Source organism: Paenibacillus sp. FSL K6-3182, from assembly GCF_037976325.1.
GTDB lineage: Bacteria > Bacillota > Bacilli > Paenibacillales > Paenibacillaceae > Pristimantibacillus.
Window position 1 is genome coordinate 6344991 of record NZ_CP150265.1, and the last position, 21224, is coordinate 6366214.

14 protein-coding genes are annotated in these 21224 nt (G+C 44.0%); 4 read left to right on the forward strand and 10 right to left on the reverse strand.

Translation table 11 applies throughout. The features are described from left to right. Window positions 1-74 precede the first annotated feature (74 nt). The gene (locus MHH56_RS27875) at window positions 75-7346 is read right to left on the reverse strand and encodes a 5'-nucleotidase C-terminal domain-containing protein (protein WP_339204885.1); all 7272 of its coding nucleotides are present in this window, start codon (window positions 7344-7346) and stop codon (window positions 75-77) included. Window positions 7347-8362: 1016 nt separating this feature from the next. On the opposite strand from MHH56_RS27875, the gene MHH56_RS27880 reads away from it, so the two are divergent. Together MHH56_RS27880 and MHH56_RS27885 are read left to right on the forward strand one after the other, a co-directional pair. Then, the gene (locus tag MHH56_RS27880; protein WP_339204886.1) at window positions 8363-9307 is read left to right on the forward strand and encodes a YafY family protein; all 945 of its coding nucleotides are present in this window, start codon (window positions 8363-8365) and stop codon (window positions 9305-9307) included. A gap of 80 nt (window positions 9308-9387) precedes the next feature. Further along, on the forward strand, window positions 9388-9891 hold the full coding sequence (locus MHH56_RS27885) for a DinB family protein (protein WP_339204887.1): 504 nt from the start codon (window positions 9388-9390) through the stop codon (window positions 9889-9891). 161 nt (window positions 9892-10052) lie between these two features. Here MHH56_RS27885 and MHH56_RS27890 read toward each other — a convergent pair whose 3' ends face one another. From MHH56_RS27890 to MHH56_RS27905, 4 genes are read right to left on the reverse strand one after another with little or no spacing between them, the layout of a single operon-like run. Further along, window positions 10053-11834: an ABC transporter ATP-binding protein gene (locus tag MHH56_RS27890; protein WP_339204888.1), complete on the reverse strand. Its 1782-nt coding sequence runs from the start codon at window positions 11832-11834 to the stop codon at window positions 10053-10055. 10 nt (window positions 11835-11844) lie between these two features. Beyond that, complete coding sequence (locus MHH56_RS27895; RefSeq protein WP_339204889.1) at window positions 11845-13587, reverse strand: ABC transporter transmembrane domain-containing protein; 1743 nt, start codon at window positions 13585-13587, stop codon at window positions 11845-11847. A 17-nt stretch (window positions 13588-13604) separates the two neighbouring features. Beyond that, on the reverse strand, window positions 13605-14180 hold the full coding sequence (locus MHH56_RS27900) for a hypothetical protein (protein ID WP_339204890.1): 576 nt from the start codon (window positions 14178-14180) through the stop codon (window positions 13605-13607). Further along, window positions 14177-14998, reverse strand: a complete 822-nt coding sequence (locus MHH56_RS27905; protein ID WP_339204891.1) for a hypothetical protein — start codon at window positions 14996-14998, stop codon at window positions 14177-14179. Before MHH56_RS27905 ends, MHH56_RS27900 begins: the two co-directional genes overlap by 4 nt. A gap of 154 nt (window positions 14999-15152) precedes the next feature. Between MHH56_RS27905 and MHH56_RS27910 the strand changes: the two genes are divergently transcribed. Together MHH56_RS27910 and MHH56_RS27915 are read left to right on the forward strand one after the other, a co-directional pair. Then, a complete protein-coding gene (locus MHH56_RS27910; RefSeq protein ID WP_339204892.1) occupies window positions 15153-16241 on the forward strand; it encodes a glycosyltransferase in 1089 nt (362 codons plus the stop codon). Between the two features lie 86 nt (window positions 16242-16327). After that, entirely contained in the window at window positions 16328-17275 is a 948-nt protein-coding gene (locus MHH56_RS27915) for an RNA methyltransferase (RefSeq protein ID WP_339204893.1), read from the forward strand. Window positions 17276-17288: 13 nt separating this feature from the next. Here the strand turns inward: MHH56_RS27915 and MHH56_RS27920 are convergent, their stop codons facing one another. From MHH56_RS27920 to MHH56_RS27940, 5 genes are all read right to left on the reverse strand, one after another. Further along, window positions 17289-18062, reverse strand: a complete 774-nt coding sequence (locus tag MHH56_RS27920; RefSeq protein WP_339209749.1) for an alpha/beta hydrolase — start codon at window positions 18060-18062, stop codon at window positions 17289-17291. A 179-nt stretch (window positions 18063-18241) separates the two neighbouring features. Beyond that, a complete protein-coding gene (locus MHH56_RS27925; protein WP_339204894.1) occupies window positions 18242-18706 on the reverse strand; it encodes a divergent PAP2 family protein in 465 nt (154 codons plus the stop codon). Window positions 18707-18760: 54 nt separating this feature from the next. Then, on the reverse strand, window positions 18761-19612 hold the full coding sequence (locus MHH56_RS27930; protein ID WP_339209750.1) for an MBL fold metallo-hydrolase: 852 nt from the start codon (window positions 19610-19612) through the stop codon (window positions 18761-18763). After that, window positions 19612-20373, reverse strand: a complete 762-nt coding sequence (gene fetB, locus MHH56_RS27935; protein WP_076267194.1) for an iron export ABC transporter permease subunit FetB — start codon at window positions 20371-20373, stop codon at window positions 19612-19614. Before fetB ends, MHH56_RS27930 begins: the two co-directional genes overlap by 1 nt. Further along, window positions 20361-21113, reverse strand: a complete 753-nt coding sequence (locus MHH56_RS27940) for an ATP-binding cassette domain-containing protein (protein WP_339204895.1) — start codon at window positions 21111-21113, stop codon at window positions 20361-20363. Before MHH56_RS27940 ends, fetB begins: the two co-directional genes overlap by 13 nt. Window positions 21114-21224: the final 111 nt, after the last annotated feature.

Here is a 21224-nt window from a genome sequence, read left to right on the forward strand (position 1 = left end):
TGAAAACAACAAATCTTACTAAAAAAAACGTCCCACCCCACTCATAACAAGTGGAATGGGACGCTTTTGCTTAATTAAATTCCGTTTCTTCCTTCATACTCTAGTGCGGACAAAATCAGTGTAACCACATCTGCTCTTGTTGCATTTTTCTTAGGTGCAAATTTATTGCCGCCCATGCCTGCTACTAGTCCTTCGGCTTGTGCCGCAGCGATATAAGGACGTGCCCATACAGGAATGTCACTCAAATCAGCAAACGTCGGCTTCGCCTTCGGATCAACTTTAATGCCTAGTGCGCGAACAAGAATTACGGTCATTTCCGTTCTTGTTAATTCACTTGATGGTCGAAGCGTATTATCCTCGTAGCCTGCAATGACCTTATCCTCGATAAGCTGTGCAAAGAAGGAGCGTGCCCATGCAGGAACTTGACCCGCATCTGCAAAGTCCAGCTTGCTTGTCGACGATTCAAGCTTCAGCGCTCTGCCTACCATTGTAATAAATTGTGCTCTTGTTGCTGTGTCTCCAGGGTGGAACGTACCGTCTCCATACCCATTAACAAACCCAATTTCCACTGCCTTCGCAATAGCATCTGCCGCCCAGTGGCCGCGTACATCACTAAATGTGATGGATGGTGTCGTCACCGGCGGTGTCGTCGGTGTTGGCGTTGGTGTCGGCGTCGGTGTTGTCACTGGCGGTGTTGTTGGTGTTGGAGTAGGTGTTGGAACTACAACATTCACATCAACAATACGTCCTTCTGTCGTTGCATTAATCGTACCTAATTGATTGATATACTCCAAGAATACCTCGTAGTCAACAATGTTCATTTCGTGCTGACGTCCAGCATCTTTAGCTTGCTTCATCGAGCGATAGAAATCGCCGCCATTAGCCATAAATGAGTTTGTTGCTACAAAATAATAAGCATTCAAATCAATTGCGCTGTAGCTGCCGTCTGCGTTTTTGATTTCAACCTTCGTAATGCGTTCGCCAGCCTGCTTAAGCTTTCCGTCTGCATCCAATATTTCAGGTTTTCTATTGGAATCGTAGTAGAAGCGCATGCCCGATACTTGCGGGAAGCGGCCTTCTCCGGTTTTGATTCCACTTACACCGTTCTCAAGCGCAGCAATAATTTCTTGGCCTGTCATACGAAGCGCCGTAAGGTTGTTTCCGAAAGGCATCACCGTAAGCAATTCACCCATCATGATGTCTCCATCTACTTTACCCTCAGCGGTTTTCTTAATTGATTCGCGAATACCTCCGCCATTCTGAATGCCAACATAACCTTTTACATCCAGTTGCTTTAATGCCTCGTTGCTGTTTACGAAGCTTTTTACTTTGGAGACCATTCCGTCTGTGATCAAGTTTCCTAAGTTGGTTTCTTTTGACCGTACAGAATTACGATCACCATCCAGGAACACATTTGTTTTACCGATGACTTGCTTCTGAATATCGGCAACACCCGCACTGTATGGCTTCAACATTTCAACAGCTTCCGGGTCCGCTGCATAGCCGCTAACTGTAAGCAGCTTGCCATTCCATGCGGTCAATATCCCTTTGTTATTGAATTCGAGGTCCAAGCGGCCCAAATAATTTCCATATTGTTCTGCCTGTACAACGAGTGTCGGTTCTCCCGCAGCATGATATACAAGCGGAGCGTCAACCTTCGTGTGGCTATGTCCACCGACGATAACGTCGATGCCCGTAACCTTCTCAGCCAATACTTTATCAAATTCATTTCCTAGATGCGTCAATGCCACAATTTTATTGATGCCTTCTTTTTGGAGCATTTTGACCGTTTCTTCAGCTTTCTTAATATAATCCTCAAACACAATATTATCTCCTGGCGAAGCAAGGAATTTTGTATCCTCCGTTGTTAAGCCGAATACGCCGATTTTTTGCCCGCCTTCATCCAGTATAATTGCGTCATAAATTTTACCTTTCGCAGCTGGTTTACCGATTGCCTGCTCAGGCACAAGTCCGTTCATTGCAGGTTCCTTGCTGAAGTCAATATTCGAGCTTACAAACGGGAACTCCGCTTTTTTGATAAAATCAGCAAGAACGGATGGACCTTTATCGAATTCGTGGTTTCCGAATACCATCGCGTCATAACCAATCTTATTCATAAACTCCAAGTCCGCTTGACCAAGATATTTGTTGAAGAACAGCGTACCTGAGAATACATCACCTGCATCAAGCAAGATAGAGTCTTTTACTTCTGCACGAATTTCTTTAATCGCTGTAAATCGTTTTGCAATCGAATCAAGGTGAGCATGCGTGTCGTTAACATGCATAATCGTTAGCTTGAATGGATCGTTCTCGCCTGGAAGCGGCTCGCCTTTTAGATCTGTAATACGGCCTTCCAACCCCATATTAATAGTGCCAATTTTCGTTAGATATTCGATAAACACCTCATAATCAACGATGTTCATCTCGTACTGACGACCGTCATCCTTCGCTTGTTTCATGGAGCGGTAGAAGTCACCACCATTAGCCATAAAAGAATTTGTTGCTACAAAATAATAAGCATTCAGATCAATAGCACTGTAGCTGCCGTCAGCATTCTTAATTTCTACCTTTGCTATACGCTTACCCGCAGTTACAAGCTGTCCATTGGCATCTAGTACTTCTGGCTGCTTCTTGGAATCATAGTAGTAACGCATGCCAGATACTTGTGGGAATCGACCTTGAACCGTTTCAATTCCGCTTACACCATTCTCTAACGCATCCACAATTTCCTGACCCGTCATACGAAGTGATGTAAGATTATTGCCGAATGGCATAACTTCCAAAAGCTCTCCTAGTGTAATGTCACCATCCGCTTTGCCTATAGCTTTCAGCGGAATAGGTTTACGAATTCCGCCACCATTTTGAATCGCCACAAAGCCTTTTACATCAAATTTCTTTAAATCTGGATTGCTGTCAACAAAGCTTTTCACTTTAGAAACCATTCCATCTGTCATTATGTTTCCAAGATTGACTTCCGCAACACGACCAGACGGGTTGCCTCCATCTAAAAATACATTCGTTTTACCAATAACCTGTTGTTTAATAGCTTCAATACCCTTTGTGTACGGATCAAGCAATTCAGTCGCTACCGGATCTGGAGCAAATGTTGCAATATCGAGCAGTTTGCCATCCCATTTAGTCAGTACGCCTGCTTGATTGAATTTGAGATCCAAGCGTCCCAAATATTTGTTATACTCCTCCGCCTGTACAACTAGCGTTGGCTCTCCATGTGTCTTGACTACCTTCGGAGCATCTACTTTCGTATGGCTGTGACCTCCTACGATAACATCAATTCCAGCTACTTGCTCAGCCAATTGAAGATCGAATGCATGACCAAGATGAGTCAAAGCAATGATTTTGTTAATGCCTTGATCTTGCAGCATTTTGACGGTTGCTTTCGCTTTAGCGATATAATCATTAAATATGATATTTTGTCCCGGAGACGCAAGAAACTTCGTATCCTCTGTAGTTAAGCCAATTACGCCGACTTTCGTCTTGTCCTCGCCTACTTCAAGAATAAGTGAATTATAAATCTTTCCATCCTGAGCCGCTTCACCAGCCGCTTGCTCGGATAATAATCCGTTAAGTGCAGGCTCCTTGCCGAAATCAATGTTGGAGCTAACAAATGGGAATTTTGCTTTTTTCACAAAATCCGCCAGCACCGATAATTCTTTGTCAAACTCATGATTACCGAAAACCATCGCATTGTATTTCATCAAATTCATAAACGTTAAATCTGCCTGGCCTAAGTATTTATTAAAATACAAAGTGCCCGAGAATACATCGCCAGCATCAAGAAGGAGTGAATTAGCTGTTTCATTACGAACCTGCTGAACTGCAGTAACTCTCTTTGCAACATTCGCCAAATTCGCATGTGTATCATTCGTATGCATGAGCGTCATGGTAAACTCAGCAACTTTTTTAGCCGACAGATCCAGCTGCGCAAGAAGCGGATCATGATCGCTCACTCTGCCCTGTTCTGTAGAGAAATCAGCATTGACATGTACTACGTCGATTTCTGCTTTTGTCCCATTTGCTTTATCAACGAGAATGTGATCAAGCGTTTGAGAGTTACCGTCATAGATATACGAGTAACGTTCTGAAACCGGCAGCGTATCTACAAGGTTTGTCAATTCATTGCCTTTAATTTTGTTCAATGTGCCAGAGAATTGGAAATCGTTAAAGTCGCCTAGCACGACTACACTTGCTTCAGGGTCTTTCGTTGTCAAATCCTTCACAAAGCTGTTAACAGCTTCCGCTTGCTTCGCGCGCTGCACTTCGCTGCTGCGAACAACCGGCTGAACATCACCCCAAGGCTTGCCGTCTCCACCTTTTGAATTCAGATGGTTCGCAATCGCAACAACTCGTTTTCCTTTGAACATAAATTCTGCTACAAGCGGTTTACGAGATGAAGCAAATGTGGAAGCATCTGCAGAGCCAATACGCCCTGGGTTTTGCGACAATCCGCCAATTCCGTCTACCTTAATTGTTGATTTGTAATCGCCTTTCGTTCCTTGAGCAAGCGTTACACGGTCGGCTTTATACAAGAAACCAACACGGATATTACCGCCAGGAGCGCCGCCATCTTTATTTCTCTCAGGAGCAATATCTGTATAAGAATACGTTGGTCCGCCTTTTGCTTTAATCGCATCAATCAGCGTTTTGAAGCTTTGGTCAGCATCCGTATTTTCGGTATCCTTTTCACCATCGTTGTCTTGTACTTCCATTAAACCGATAATGTCTGGCTGCTTCATATTCGTTACAATAATTGAAGCAATTTTTGCGGCTTTAGCTGTTTGATCTGCGCTGAAGTTTTCCACATTAAATGTAGCAATCGTCAGCTTGTCCGGGTTCGGTACAATATTCGTTACCTTCTGGACGTTTATACTGCGTACGATAGTTGGCAAAGCTTGTGTAGGCAACAGTTTATACAGATCACCAGCGTATTGAATTACGCCAACGATATTGCCGTTAAAAGCATCGCCTGTTTTAATCTCTGCACCAGCTGGCTTTGATCCGCCTACATACAGCTTCTGTGGATTCAAGCTGCTATCAATAGCAGACAAACCATTTCCTTGCAATACAATTCCGCCTACAGCGGTTTTCACTGGATTGTTAGCACCATTATCAAACGTAATTGGAGTTACCGCATTCGCGTAAGGTCCAGTAATCGTTGGATTTTTCACTTCAACGAGCATGCTCTCCAAACTCTCGAAGAAATCAATTGCATCGTTTTCTGGGTTGAACTTGCTGAAGCTGTCGGTATCGATCAGGTTAGGAATGATTCGACCGCCTGTTCCTACCAATGTAGCTTTAGGAAGCTGGTTATCGCTCGATACCTTAGTAATTGTTGCTGCATTGATTTGCGTTACAGTCAAAGATGGACTGTTTCCAAATTCCTCTACAGTACCTGTGACTGATACTTCATCCTTAACAGATAGACCATGTGCAGGCTTGTACACCTGAATAGCCTCGGACGTATTCGGATTTTCATCCTGCTTCTCATCAGGTGCCTGCATGTAGAAGGAATTCGCGCTGACCGAAGTAATAATACCAGTAACATTCGAAACCTTTACATTGGTATAGATCGATTTATGCGTCTCACCTTGAATTGTATGAATGGCAATACCATTTGTATTTTCTAATACTTTATACGTAAATGTCGATACATCGCTTGTCACTCCACCAGCTGTCACAACCGCTTTAATGACCATATCCGCATTTACGACAATGGCTTTCGTGTAAAGCGTTCCTGTAGTAGCTGTCGGAACAGTTCCGTCTGTCGTGTAACGAATCACACCACCCGGAACTAGTGAGCTTAGCGATACAGCTCCTCCTGCGTTAATGCCGCCTGACGGAGTGCTAGCTTGAACAGCCAACTTTTTCTCAACAATGTCGAGTGTATTACGCGGCAATAATTCCAATCCTACACTGGAATGGAACGTCATAACGCCAGTAACCTGCTCGAAAGTTTTACCTGCCACGAACGAAGCATCGGAAGAATAAATAATAACTTTGCCGCCATTCACAGCATCGGTAGCTGTAACAACGCCGCTGGCAACACTTTCAACTTTAATATTTTTGACTTGAACCAAACGACCTTCGAATTTGTTGCGATTTTCAGTCGTTTTGCCAAAGCTCGAAGAATCAACAACGATCTGATCTGGAGTAGGAGCAGAGCCCGTTACTTTTGCATTTTCAGCTGTTGCCTCCAATTGAAGCAATCCCGAAAATTCAGTCAGCTTGCCGTAAGCCTCAATTAGGTCACCCGGCTGTGCGGAGACGCTGTTTGGAACTCTAACAATAATGCCTCCGTTTTGATCCTGTACGAAAAGATTTACAAAAGCGCCTGAATCCGCTCGATGTGTTACAACACCACTAAGCGTTACGCTTGTACCAAGTGCAGCCGCACGTGCTTGTGCGATAGTCACTAGTGTAGAAATCGTATAAGAATATTCACGCAAAGCACTATTTGGAAAACCTTCTTTTTTGGCATAAGTATGAACCGTTGTAGGCGCATTAATTTTGATTTCTGTTACATTTGGTTGATACCATGTAAAGTCCTCTGGAGCAACTTGCGTTTCTCCTGCACCGTATACACTATAGTAAACACTAGCGCCAACTGTTGGCGTCGAGAGCTTAATGATTGTACCCGGAAGTACAGCTCCTTCGTTTACGTCTGGCGTTACTGCTTCAATCTTGTCAGAAACAACGCCGTAAGAGGAGTTGCGCGGGTCAGGAGTGCCCATTTCGAAATCCGCTTTATTGTTATCAGTGTCCTGAGCGCGATTGCCTTTACGAATCACTGCTGTAACATTAGTAAGTGAAGTACCAGCAGGACCTGCGCCTTCAAATTCAATACTGGTACCATAACCAATCAAATCGATGATATTATTTTTACTATCTACTAGCTTTACCTTTCCTCCCGCTGCTCCCAAGGCAAGGGTGCCAGTATCATCCGGACTAGGCAGGTTAGGGGCATTAACATCTGTACCCGCAGACTGTTGAACTAAATAATATTTTCCAGCTCCAACCTTAATATCTTTTAATTGCATGAAACTATCCGGCCATACCCCCACTTTCGAAGATGCCGATCCGTAAATCAATTTCATTCCATCCAAGGAAATTTCATGATTCGTTGGGTTGTAAAGCTCAATAAAATCCTGCTTAAACGTCGAGCCAGTTCCGTTTCCCCCACCGCCATACACTTGTGAAATAACGATATTATCTCCTGCAGGCGACGCCTGAACTGGCGCACCTAAGCTGCCGAGCGTACCTCCAACCAAAAGAAGAGCCGCTAACAGCATGCAAGCTTTTCTTTGTATTCGTATGACCAGTTTGTGCATCCTACATTTTCCCCTCTCCACAACCATTAATGAATAAAATAGTTTACCCAACAATTAGATTAGCTACAAAGTGTAATCACAACATCAAAATGAAATTAAGTTCTCGTAAACATGCACATTTGTTCATAGATGGCAATAAAAAATCCCCTTACTCCAAAAACATGCATAACATCCGTGAACAGACTATTTGCATTGATGAAGGAAGGGGAATTTAACTTCGGGCCCAAAGTTTATAAGCCATCTACTTATTAATGTGATGTAAACTAACACAAGACTTTATGGAGAGTATACAACGGAACATTTTTCCTGTCAATTGGTAGAAGGATTTGTTTTAAACAGACTGAAATTGTGTTTGAAGTACCATATACATAACTTAATATGTAACTTTAATGGGTCGTTTTGTCTATTTTATAAATGCCGAAGTGGTTCTTTCCGTATATTCATGCTTAATGTTACAATATTTTCAAATACCTAAGCGCGCCTAGAGATGTGTTGCCCTTCTGAATTTTCTACGAAACTACCATTAATATGTCGAAAGATAAGGTATTCATAGGACTGAGAAGCAAAAAACAGGACTTATCAAACAAGCGGGAAATGCAAAGATGAGCAATAGATCACTGCAACTGAAAACTAACGAACACCAGACACCTTATTTGCTTTAAAATGTAACCTTTTTAGTTCTAACGAACCTAGGGGGCCTTATTAGACCTCAATTGATGTAAATGAGCTCTATTTTACACATATAACGTTATCTGAGTTCGTTAGAATTTATTTAGGACCTGATTATTGCAAATAGCAGCATATAGGTTCGTTAGAATTCAGTCTCTGCTCATTGCTTCTTAGTTCATTAGCATTCAGTCTCTGCTCGTTGCTTCTTAGTTCATTAGCACTCAATCTAAGCTCGTTTCTTCTATGTTCATTAGCATTCAGTCTAAGCTCATTGCTTCTATATTCGTCAAAGCCAGCCGCCCCAAACCCGACAAGCACTACTCTCTACAATAAATCCACATCCACAGGTGATTACTTTGAAAATAGAACGATTGCTCGCTGTTATCATTTATTTATTGAACCATGGCAGAACAAGCGCTTCGGTATTGTCCCAAAAGTTTGAAGTGTCAAACCGAACGATTCAGAGGGATATGGAAGCCATAAATATGGCAGGCATCCCCATCCTTTCATTTCCGGGGCTGCTCGGAGGTTTTGAAATTATGGAGGGCTACCGCTTAAGCCATCAGGTTCTCACTAAAGATGAGCTCGTTTCCGTAATGACAGGGCTTAAAGGGCTGCAAAGCCATTCAGATGATCTTGATGTTGCCCGCACGCTGGAGAAGATGCGAGCCCTATTGAAAAAAAGCGATATTCATTATACAGACAAAGCACTGGAACAATGGATTATTGATTTATCCTCATGGGGCTGCAATGAGGAGGAGAAGAAAAAAACAACTCTCCTTCGACAGGCCATTCAGAAGAAAATTGTCGTAACCTTTGACTACACCAACTCACAAGGCTGCTCAGCTAAAGCTGTCGTGGAGCCGGCTTCCGTCGTTCATAAAGGGTTCCATTGGTATTTGTACGGCTATTGCAGAGACAAAAATATAACAAAACTTTATCGACTATCGAGAATGCGAAAACTAGCTGCCATATCCGAAATCTTTGACCGAGAAATCACTGCTTATGACGCTGCAGCCATTGAAGCTGAATGGAAAATGAATACGAAGACGGTACATTTGGTGATGCGTTTTCAACCTAGCGTTAAAGTGAGAGTCGAAGATTCTTTTCAAGAAGGAATCATTCGCTGCGAGAACGACGGTACAATGGTTGTTGAAATCGTCTATCCTGAGGATGAATGGGTTTATGGCATGATTTTGAGCTACGGGGACGCCGTGGAAGTAATAGAGCCGATATATGTGAGGGATATTATCCGAGATAGAGCTAAAAATATATGGCGGCTTTACAGCTAAAAAAAGGAACGAAACGATGACAGGCAGTTGTCGTGGTTTATGTAGTACAATTCAGTTATATCTGATTGTAGGAGGATTATATGATTAAACAAAATGAACTTATTCAACAGTTTGGCAGCTTAGCGCCGTGGTATTCATCCTTATCCCATATCACACCTGAACCGGCATGGCTAAATCCGATTAAAGAGGGCAAATGGTCCGCCGCAGAAATCATTGCCCATTTAGACAAATGGGATCAATATTTCATTACAAGCGTACTGCCCGAAGCTGAAAAATACAGCAATGTTGAATTCCCGAACCACGATGATTATAATGCTGCCTCCTCGGCTTACGCATTATCCGGCATATTGCCTTCTGAAATTTTGAATCAAGCGATTGAGACAAGACAAAAACTCGTACAAAAATTAACCGAAATGAAAGAACAGCAATTTTTTCATCCTATTATTGTACATGGAAATACACATTGTCCACAAACGAAAGCTCCCTATTCGATCGGATATTTAATCTTTGATTTTATCCAGCATGACGAGCATCATCGCAAACAAGTGGAAGAGTTTCTACTTCAACCGCAGTCTAAGAAGTGATACAAGAGATCGCATAAATGAAGCCGAGTTCAACTAAATCAGCACACGGTTTAAATTATAGACTCTATTACGGTCATAAAACAGCAGCGGCAGCCTCGGAATAATTCCATTCCTTGGCTGCCGCTATTCTCATTCCTATTCAATGCGCTAATAGTAAACTTCTATCGTCCTTGTGTTTCCATCGTTACACCAGCAGGCTCAGACGAAACCTTCTCACCCTTCTGCAGCTGATACATTTTATAATATCTGCCTCGCAGCGCCATTAAAGCATCATGATTGCCGCGCTCTACGATTTCACCGCGATGCAAGACGAGAATTTGATTCGCATCTCGAATGGTGGACAAGCGATGAGCGATAATTAGTGTTGTCCTGCCTTCACTGACCACCTTCAGTGCTTGCTGAATCAGCCCCTCCGTCTCACTGTCGATGCTGGCTGTCGCCTCATCCAATATAAGAATAGAAGGATCGAAGGCTAAAGCTCTAGCGAAGGAGATAAGCTGCCGCTGTCCCGAAGACAACGTACTGCCGCGCTCAACTACAGGTTCATCATAGCCGCCAGGCAGCTGCTCTACAAACGTAGCCGCCCCAACATCCTTTAGCACGCTTTTCACACGATCCATTGTGATGTCCTTGTTGTACAGGCTGACGTTGAATTTAATGTCGCCTGCGAACAAGTACGGATCTTGCAGCACAATGCCCATATGCTTGCGCAGCTCCTGCTTCGAATACGTCGCTATATTACGTCCATCAATCGTAATGTTCCCTTGATCAGGCTCATAAAAGCCAAGCAGCAGATTCATGATCGAGCTTTTGCCCGAACCGGTATGACCGACTAATGCAACCGTCTCTCCCCTGCGCGCTTCAAATGAAATTTGCTTCAGAACGTTTTCGCCCTCTTTATATGCAAACGTAATGTTATCGAATTTCACGACACCATCCGGACGTTTCACCTGAGCTACCTCTTCGACCTCCATGCCTTCCATGTCCAATATCGCAAATACCTTCTCCGCAGAAACAAATGCACGCTGTGCATTCGTCAATTGATCGAAGATACCGATTATTGGCTGAAAAATACGACCCAAATAATCGATAAAAGCATAAAACACGCCGTAAAGAATTACTGTTTCCAGTGAAGCCCGCCCAAAGTACCAAATAACCATCGCTGTTACCAAGCTTCCAATGGTACCCACAATGTTTCTTGAAGACAAAGAGAAAACTCTAAACTGCTTGATCTGGTTAACGTAACGATCCTCGTTCAGCACCTCAAACTCTTCGAGCGTCACCTTCTCGCGGCGAAAGGCTTGAATAATCGGCATAACGACAATCGATTCGTTGATCATCGCATTCATGTCGCTGAGACGTGCGCGCATAATCGTAATGTATTTCTTTGAGTATTTTAAATGAATGACCATAATGATCGCGAAGAGCGGCGGCAAGAGCAAGCAAAACATCGCGAGCCGCACATCCAAAATAAACAATGCAGTAAAAATACCGAGCAGCTGTACGAAGCTGACAACAAAGGTCGCCATGAAGCTCATGAATAAATCCCTGACCGCCTCTGTGTCGTTCGCAATTCTCGATACAATTTGCCCGATCGGCGTATTGTCGAAGTAGCGCAGCGGAATTCGCTGAATATGACTCATTAAATCCATACGCATATTTTTGATAATGCGAAGCGCCGTCGTCTGCAAAATATAGGATTGCGAGAAATTGCTAATACTCGCAACAAGCAGCAGCCCCATATAAACGCCTAGCAGCCCGAGAACTGGCATGATATCATTCCCGCCGACTGATAAATGCTTGTCAATTATCGTTTTTATAATAAAAGGTCCGCCGAGCTCAGCACCTACCGCGCAGCACAGAATAAGCAGGGCGCCGATAATTCTAAACTTATAGACGAGAGCATATGCGAATAGTCTTCTCGCCGTTGATTGTTTTGGCATTCTAAGCCTCCTATTCTTCCAAGCTAGCTTCCATTTGCTGCCGTTCCCACTGTTCCTTGTACCAGCCGCCAAACAGCATCAGCTCTTCATGGGTGCCTTCTTCGATGATTCGGCCCTCATTCAGCACAAGTATCCAGTCCGCATGACTAACCGCTGATAGGCGATGAGTCGTAATAAAGGTCGTCTTTCCTTCACGCTCCAAACGAATATGGTGAAGAATTCGACTTTCCGTCCGTGCATCAACTGCCGAAAGTGAATCATCCAGCAGCAATATTTCGGAATCAACGAGCAATGCCCGTGCAATCGCCAGCCGCTGTTTTTGTCCACCTGAGAGCATAACACCATTTTCCCCGACGACCGTTTCAAGTCCTTCTGGCATTTGTGCAATATCTTCTGTAAAAGAAGCCATTTGAACCGCTCGAGCGATTTCATCCTGTGTTGCGTTCGGCTTGCCTAAAGCAATATTTTCTCGAATGGTCTTGGAGAGAAGCAAATGCTCCTGAGGCACATAGGCAATCCAGCGTCTCATCTGGTCTATCTCAATTTGCTCAACTGGAACTCCCGCTACCATTAAGCGATCCGCTTCAAGCGGATATTGACGCAGCAGCTGCTTAAGTAGCGTACTCTTCCCACTCCCCGTTTTCCCTACGATTCCAAGTGTCTGGCCTCGTTCAAGCTGAAAGGATACATTGTTCAAGCTAGGCTGGCTAGCCGTAGGATAAGTAAAGGTGAGCTGTTTCATCTCAATGCGCGTAGGCACCTTAATGGCAACAGGCTTATCTGAATCTTGAAGATCCGGCTTTTGCGTTAACGCCGAGTCCAATCGGTCAGCAGAAGCACTGCCGCGCTGCAGCACATTAATAAACTCACCAAACGAAATCATTGGCCAAATGAGCATGCCCAAATAGATATTAAATGAAATGAGCTGGCCAAGTGAAATCTCATCTTGGAATACGAGATATGAGCCATAACCTATTCCAATAGAATAACTGACACCTACAATTAACGAGATAATTGGCTGAAACATCGCATTTAGAATCGAAACCCGTTTATTTTTGTTCATAACTTCTGAGGTCACATGATCGAATGCAACAAGGTCATTGTTTTCCTGCACGTACGAACGAATAACGCGTATGCCCGATATCGATTCCAGCGCATGTTCATTCATTTTCCCAAAGGAAGCCTGCGCGTCCAGAAAGCGGGTTCTTACTTTTTTGCCCAGCTTGCTAATTACGACTGCCAGTAATGGAAGCGGAATAAGTGCCGCGATCATTAATTTATAGCTGACTAATGAAATCATCATAATAATGACTACCGATGCTCCTACCAGCGTATTGACGAGCGTCATTACACCATATCCAGCTGTCTGGCCAATTGCGAGTACATCATTTGTCGCGAGCGCCATCAGCTGTCCCGTGCTGTTGCGCTGAAAGAAAGCAGGCGTCATCCTTGTTAAATTTGCGAGCAGCTTCCCTCTCAGCACCTTCTCGATAAGCGCCGAATTGCCAAACAGCGTCGTAATCCATATATAGACCATGACGTAAAGAAATAACGCAAGCAGCACTAGTGTCAACACCGTCTGCGTTAAACCACCTGAGGTCAGCTGGCCATCGCGGATGTTATCAACCGTTCGTCCAATTAGATTAGGCGGTATTGTGGAGAGCAGGCTAACTAACGCCATAATGCCTATGGCAAGCGCGTAGCTGCCCCATCTATCCTTAAAAAACCATCGCAACCGTTTTACAAAAGACATGAGATCCCCCTTTTCCGCTAATTCAACGACCTTTTCTCCCTAACATTTGAGACTCGAAATGGCAATCGAAGAAATAGCAGCTCCATAATGAATAACAATATTCCAAAAGCGATTAACAGCATGACCCAGCTATCTTCTACATTCAACAAGAACGGATATATTATAACCATTAAAATGTTGAACACCAAATAAGTATTTCTGCGGCTAATGGCAGAATCCAACAACTGAACAGCCCCATCCGGTTTCAGCATTTCAATAAGTCCATTAAAAATCCAATACGCCATTAAAATATGAAGAATAAACAGCAGTTGCGAGTAAAAATGGACGGCCAGCGGTATAGACGAAAATTCCGTAATCGTTACATTTGTTTGGATAAACAGAACTGGAATAGTAAGAATGATCAAAACAATAGAAATGTACTTCGCTTTTTTATATGCCGGGTGTATGGAACCCAGATGCTGCAGGGCTGACAAAACCATCAAGTAACCTATAATGTCAGGCAGCAAATCAAAGTATCCAATCCTTATATCTATCATTGCAATAACAAGGCCCCAGCCAAGTCTCCTTAGCTCGCGTCTGAAAGGGATGCTCAATGCATTTCACCTCCCGAACGGACTAAACGCTTCAGCTGCCGCTCACTAAAATTAAGGTTATGATTAATCGGAATATCCTCAATCATTTCCCGTCCATCTTCCAGCTTGAAGTGAAGAAAGATTTTGGACTTAAACATCGTGAAGGCTTCGGGCTCATTATCCGGAATAGACCATTGATATGTAGATGCCAAAGAGTCATTTTGCGACAGCTTCATAGGAAATTCAACCGACGAGAGTGGCTTCCCAGATAGATCAAGCTTGAACCATGGCTTCACTTTATCGCTGAACGTATATTCAACCTTCTCCAAAACAGCCGCTTTCCTTACATAAACCTTATAGCTTCCAGAGCCATTTGAGGATGAGCTTCCCGAAGCAAAGTCCAGTATGCTTTCTCGTTTATTCCACAAGACATTAATCTCACCAATCGGAACTTTTCTAGACTGCCCTTTCTCGTAATACACCTTAATCTCTCTTATTGTGAACGGTATTTTCCTCTCCTCATTGATAAGATCTGGAATCAATTGTCCAGATGCTCGCATCTCAGATTGATGAGTATGTATGTTGCTTTTATAAATTTGAAATCGGAATTCCGGCAGTTCTTCTATTTGAATGCTGCTTACTTTATTAGATGCTTGTTTATTTTCAAAAAATGTAAAATCAAGTATTTCACCAGTGCTCCCATTTATGGTGCTGTCATGCTTTAGAAACAGCGCCTCCTTCAGCTGCATGCTCTGAAAATACCAAAGGTTTCCTAGCCAGCTTCCCGCAATGAGAAACACGACGACATACCATCTAATTTTAATTTTCAGTCCTGTCACCCCTCTCCTCATCTGTTCATATTACCACTTATTTGTGCTAGAGATAATAATTGGTTTTAAAATAAGAGGTTGTTCTTTATAACGAATGTGATATGATTATTTTGAACATCGCTTTATGAAATTTAAACGATCGAACACGTCAGAGGTGTAGCCTATGAATTACGCGATAAGTGCGATTGTACCTATATTTAATGCCGAAAATTGGCTGCGTCCCTGTTTGAAAAGCATTCTTAATCAGCCTTTTCGAAATATTGAGGTGCTGCTCGTCAATGACGGTTCCACTGATCTCAGCGGCGCAATATGCGAAGAATTCGCTATAACAGACTATAGAGTTAAAGTGATTCACAAGCCAAACGGCGGTGCGAGCAGCGCCAAAAATGCCGGTTTACAAGCGGCAAGCGGCAAATACGTCGCCTTTCTTGATGCTGACGATGAAATCGATCCGCTTTTTTTCGTAAAGCTATACGCCATGGCAGAAGAGCATGCTTGCGAAGTGTTGATTGGAGGTTACGCGACAATTCCAACCAAACAGAACGTATCGCCCTGCTTTCGGCTGCATACCGTTATGAACGGCAAAGATTTAATACTAAGCGCCGCAGCTGTTCATTCTAATAATGACCTGTGTTTTACTTGGCGCAGTCTATTTCTTCGCGCATCGCTTGAAAAAAACGGGATTCTGTACAACGAGGGATTAACGGTAGGAGAAGATACCATTTTCCATTTGGAAGCCTTGCTGGCCTCTGATCGTGTCTGCGCGATTCCGGACCCTTTGTATTATCACAACACGGTTAACAATCTGAACAGCCTGATACGTTCTCCCTATAAACATTATCTTGAAGAAAGCCTTGTTCTGCAGTACCAGCTGCGGAAGAGCTTATCCGAGAAATTCGGTTTATTAGCGCATGCCCATTATAGAAAGGACATGGCGTCCTACCACATCCAAACGATCCTTTCGATGCTGATCAACAATTTCAAAAACAATCCTGTCGCTCCTGCAAAAAAAGATATGGCAAGAATCGTCAGCCTTAAAATGATGACAGACAGTACGAAGGAGCTTGGCTGGCTTCACAATTACAGCAACATCAAGTCATTTCTTTATTATTTAACGCTTAAATTCAAGCTTGCGGCATGGCTATATCACTTTGAATTCCGCTTGCCGCGCCAATCGCCATTGCTGTTTCTCAAACTTTTTGGAAGGAAAAAAACCGTTCATAACCGACTGATTCGCTACACTAAGCGTTAATTGCACATCGCCATTCCTTTGTCCGCCCATCCTTTTCATGTATACTAGAGGCTTCAATTCAATTATACAAAGGATGCGACAACAACTTGGAAAATAGAAACAATCTATTCGTATATACCTATGGCTATCGCATTGAAGAGGCTGATTTATGCCGCTTGGAGATGCGTTCTTTATTTGGAAAACAATCAGAAACTGATCTTTTATTTAGCGAAATAGACGTACATCCCGACCGAAGTCCTTTTATGAGAGAGCGGCTTGAAGTTTTATATCAAGGCGAACGGCTTGAGGATATTTTGGAGCAGGTGAAGCAAATTCAATTAGGAGAGGCTACATTTAAGGTGATTTTCCTAAAAATGAATGACCTGACGGCGGAAAACAAAATCGATTTTGAAGGACAACGCGCAATTGAACGTGAACTTGGCGTTTATATCGAAGGCGAGGCTGATGTACGCAAACCTGATTGCGTTTTTGGCATTTTAACTTGGGGCGGTCGCTGGTACTTTGGCAATTATATAAAAAGCAAAGCCGTATGGCTTGCACACATGCAAAAACCGCGCAGCTATTCCATTGCACTCAGCACGCGAGTTGCGCGCGCTATAGCCAATATCGCTATTCCGAATCCAGTCGGGATTAAAGCGATCGACCCTTGCTGCGGCATTGGGACGGTACTGGTAGAGGCGCTGTCCATGGGCATGAACATCGTAGGCCGAGATATCAACCATTTTATCATTCGCGGGACACGTGAAAACCTGGCTCATTTCGAATATGAAACAGATGCCGTTTGCGGTGATATTGCTGATATCTCAGACCATTATGATGTAGCCATTGTAGATATGCCTTACAATCATTTCTCTAATACGACACCCGAGGCACAATTCTCCTTGCTGCAGCATACTCGCCGAATCGCAAACAAAGCTGTCATTGTGACTGCTGATCCAATGGACGAGCTTATTGCAAACGCAGGCCTTACCATCTTAGATCGCTGTACGACTCGAAAAGGCAGCTTCGTCAGACAAATAATCGTCTGTGAATAGTAGATTACAGCTATTATTTGTACCCATTAAATGCTAGCCACGATGCGCAAGCAGCCGTCCATTCTTTTGTATGCTCCTCATCCTCGGCTAAGCCAAGCCCATGACGTCCTTTCGTATACACGTGAAGATCAAAAGGAACCTGGTGCTTGCTCAGCGCGGATGCGAACAAAAGGCTGTTCTCGACAGGAACGGCGCCATCATCTGCTGTATGCCATAAAAAAGTTGGCGGTGTATCCGAGGTTACCTGCGTTTCATTGCTGAGCTGTTCGATTTGATCCAGCTTCGCTTCTTTGCCAAGCAAATTTTCTCTTGAGCCCTCATGCGTGAAAGGGTCTTTGAGTGTGATGACAGGATAACATAAGACGAGTAAATCCGGACGGCAGGACTGTCGTTCAATAACATCCTCTGCATTTTCATTCCCTTGGTCATAGCTTGTCCCCGCGTTCGAAACTAAATGCCCGCCTGCTGAAAATCCAAGAATGCCTACTTTATTCGGATTAATTCGATACATTTCTGCTTTGAAACGGACGGTACGTATCGCCCGTTGAACATCCAGCAGTGCGCAAGGATATTGATAAGGCGCCACCCGATATCGCAAAACGAACGCAGAAATACCTAAACTGTTCAGCCACTGTGCAATCGGTTCTCCTTCATGGTGCGCTCGCATGCCATATCCTCCGCCTGGACATACGATAACAGCTGGTCTGTCTTCGCCATCTACAAGATATGGTGTTATGGCTGGACAATCCTCATCTGCATTTCCCAGTGCATACGGTGCTCCGTGCATCCACAATAATTGCTCTGCCACCTTATTTCCCCCTTATGCTGCATAAGAATTGAAATCTTTTACCATTATATAACTAACGGTTCGGCCAGTCATCTGCAAAAGCATGTATTCAAATAAAAGCAGGCTTAAGCCAAAAAAGCGCCTAAGCCTGTCTGTTCATTTTACAATTGCTGCTTGCCTTATTTCTTGTTAATCGTCAAAGCTCCAACGAAACCGATAAATGCTCCGAGCAGTGAGCCGGCTAAAACTTCAATAGGCTGATGACCGAGACTTTCCTTAAGCCGTTCACGCCTGCGCGCATGATACAATCCAGGATGCTCGCCAGCCAGCTTCTCCACATCCTCGTCCAAATCATTTACCTGCACAGCAATTTCACCTGTATGTCTGCGAATATTCATCGCATCGTACATCACAATAATGCCAAGCATCGCAGATATGGCAAATTCCGGCGTCTTTACGCCATATTTGGTCGCCGTGTATGCAGCTAGCGCGGAAACGCCGCTTGAATGTGAGCTCGGCATTCCACCTGAACCAATAATTTTCCGCACATCCCATTTGCCGCTTCTCGCAAAATGTACAGGCAGCTTAAGCAATTGGGCTGTCCCAACAGCCGTCAACGCTGTCACAAGTCCTCTGTTTGACATATCCGTCAACCTCCAGTCCTTATTCCCATCTCATTTTGCCCTGCTGAGCGTAAATTATTTCATATAAATAAATCGCTCACCAGGTGCGAACATATGGAACTTCTGGGCTGGATAATGACGCTGGATATAATCGACGAAATAAGCCGGGTTCTCATCATTGTGTGGAAATAAGCCATAATGCATCGGAATCAATAAATCAGCATGAATTTGTACCGCAATCTCAACAGCCTCACGATAATTGCAATTGCCAACGATCCCCTGTTCATTGCGAACAAAATCTCTTCCATTGATCGGCAATAATGCAATATCGATTTGTCTGCTTTGCAGCCAAGTGATAAGCTCTGGGAAACCAACGGTATCGCCAGAGTGATAAAGATGAATGCCATTAAAATTCGCAACATAACCTAGAAACTTATGCTCACCTGCTTCATCCTGTTCGAACTGTTCATGCTTGGCAGCGAATGCATCGAGCCTTATGCCGCCTGCAAGCTCAATCGATTGTCCATGAGAGATACCAATCAGCTGCTCCTCACGGAAACCCCATTCCTTCAATAGCGGAAGATGAGCTCTCGGTACGATAAATCGTGTTTTGGATGATTGCTGAATAACTTGCAGCGTCTGCTTGTCCATATGATCCTCATGGTGGTGGGAGCATACGACATAATCGACATCGAGGCAATCCGAAGGCGACAGCGGCGATTCGAAGGCTCGTGACCACGGCGGTCCTGCCATCTCATACACCGAGTTCGTCAAATACGGATCAAATAAAATCGTTTTTTTGTTCCATTTGACGAGAAACCCCTCTTGTCCAAGCGCCCATAACGCCAAAGCTTGATCTGGAAGTTCAGTTCCAGCTATTTGCTTTACTAAATTTTCCCCACTGTTATATACGTTCACGACGGTCATCACCCTTTTTGCTCCATATTTTGAATGCGAAGGTCTTTCGTAAACCATAGCTTATAGCTTAATAAACTTAAAATAATGCTCGTAACCGCAGCTGAGCTTGCGAACGCAAACACAATTAATATTTGGTACCGAACCGCTTCGATCGGATTCGCGCCAGCGATAATCATCCCTGTCATCATACCGGGAAGCTGAACTAGACCTACTGTCTTCATCCCGTCTATCGTCGGAATCATGCTCGATTTAACCGATCGCTTCATTACGTCTTGAATCGCTTGCCTTGCTGTCGCTCCAAGTGAAAGCAGCGTCTCCATCTCGCCTTTCGAGGATTCGACCTCTCTTCTCATTTGATTGAGCAGTAAACCCGAAACGACCATCGCATTGCCGATCGTCATGCCGCTAATCGGAATAATGTATTGCGGTGTCGCTTCTATAATTCGAAAGCCGAGCAGCAGTCCCATCATAAGCAGCTCTGTCGATGTAATTGCAATCGCGATTTTCCAAATGATGCCCTTCAGTCCAGCTCCCCTTTTACCAGCATGATAAGACGCTACACTAATCATAAGTACAAGGATCATTGTAATAAACAGCGGATTGCTCGTATTAAAAATAAATTGCAGCACATAGCCGACAAGCAGCAGCTGTACCGCAGAACGTATGGTGCCAATCGCGATGTCTCGCTCAAGCCCAAGCTTCTGCCATACGGAGATAAGCATCGTAATCATCACAAACAACAAGGTGAAGCTAAGTGCTACGATTGACATGGCTGCTCCTTTTGTATCGGCGCTTTTAAATAATTTTGTGCGAGCTCAGATGTTGGATGTTCAAAAAAAGCAGGCGTGTCGCTGTTCTCCAGCAGCGTTCCTTCCCCCATGAACCATATCGAGCTGCTCATCTGCTGAGCCTGCTCCAAATCATGTGTAACCCAAAGCATCGTTGCCCCTTCTTGATGATGCCACTCTCGCAGCACTTCCTCCACCATTTCCTTGCTGCCTCGGTCAAGCGACGCGGTAATCTCATCAAGAAGAAGCACGGTAGGATGAAGAAGCAAGGAACGGAGCAGCGATATTCGCTGTTTCTCTCCTCCTGACAGCTGTTCGGCGCTTTTGCCCATATCAAGATGATCCAGCCCTAGCCTTGGCAGCATGTGGCGTACGAGCTTCTCGTCATACGGCATGCGATGCAGCATACTCACGGTTCTCAAATTTTGCTCAATGCTCCCATTCAGCATAACGGACTGCTGAGCTACGTAACATACCTTCATTCTCCAAACCCTTGGATCTAGTTCTCGCTGTGAAACATTATGTAAACGGATATCACCCTCATCGGCGTTATCCAGACCTGCAAGCAAACGAAGCAGCGTGCTTTTGCCTTGTCCAGATACACCTAATATAGAAATAATAGCCGGATCAGCAATCGTTGCAGTAACATTTGCGAACAACTGAACATTTCCATCACCACTGCGGTTTTTCCTAATACTCTGAAGTTCCAAAACACTAGCCACAAACGTTCCTCCCTTCGGCTTCCCTTACATTATAGCTATAATGCTTGGCTCTAAAAAGAAAATTTAATAAGCCACACACCCGCTCGTATGCAAAAAAGGCTGATGACTACT

Excerpts from the sequence above, each read along its gene's own strand:
- MHH56_RS27875 (WP_339204885.1), bottom strand. The coding sequence starts at position 7,346 with ATGCACAAACTGGTCATACGAATACAAAGAAAAGCTTGCATGCTGTTA.
- MHH56_RS27885 (WP_339204887.1), top strand. The coding sequence starts at position 9,388 with ATGATTAAACAAAATGAACTTATTCAACAGTTTGGCAGCTTAGCGCCG.
- MHH56_RS27890 (WP_339204888.1), bottom strand. The coding sequence starts at position 11,834 with ATGCCAAAACAATCAACGGCGAGAAGACTATTCGCATATGCTCTCGTC.
- MHH56_RS27895 (WP_339204889.1), bottom strand. The coding sequence starts at position 13,587 with ATGTCTTTTGTAAAACGGTTGCGATGGTTTTTTAAGGATAGATGGGGC.
- MHH56_RS27910 (WP_339204892.1), top strand. The coding sequence starts at position 15,153 with ATGAATTACGCGATAAGTGCGATTGTACCTATATTTAATGCCGAAAAT.
- MHH56_RS27920 (WP_339209749.1), bottom strand. The coding sequence starts at position 18,062 with ATGCACGGAGCACCGTATGCACTGGGAAATGCAGATGAGGATTGTCCA.
- MHH56_RS27925 (WP_339204894.1), bottom strand. The coding sequence starts at position 18,706 with ATGTCAAACAGAGGACTTGTGACAGCGTTGACGGCTGTTGGGACAGCC.
- MHH56_RS27930 (WP_339209750.1), bottom strand. The coding sequence starts at position 19,612 with ATGACCGTCGTGAACGTATATAACAGTGGGGAAAATTTAGTAAAGCAA.
- fetB (WP_076267194.1), bottom strand. The coding sequence starts at position 20,373 with ATGTCAATCGTAGCACTTAGCTTCACCTTGTTGTTTGTGATGATTACG.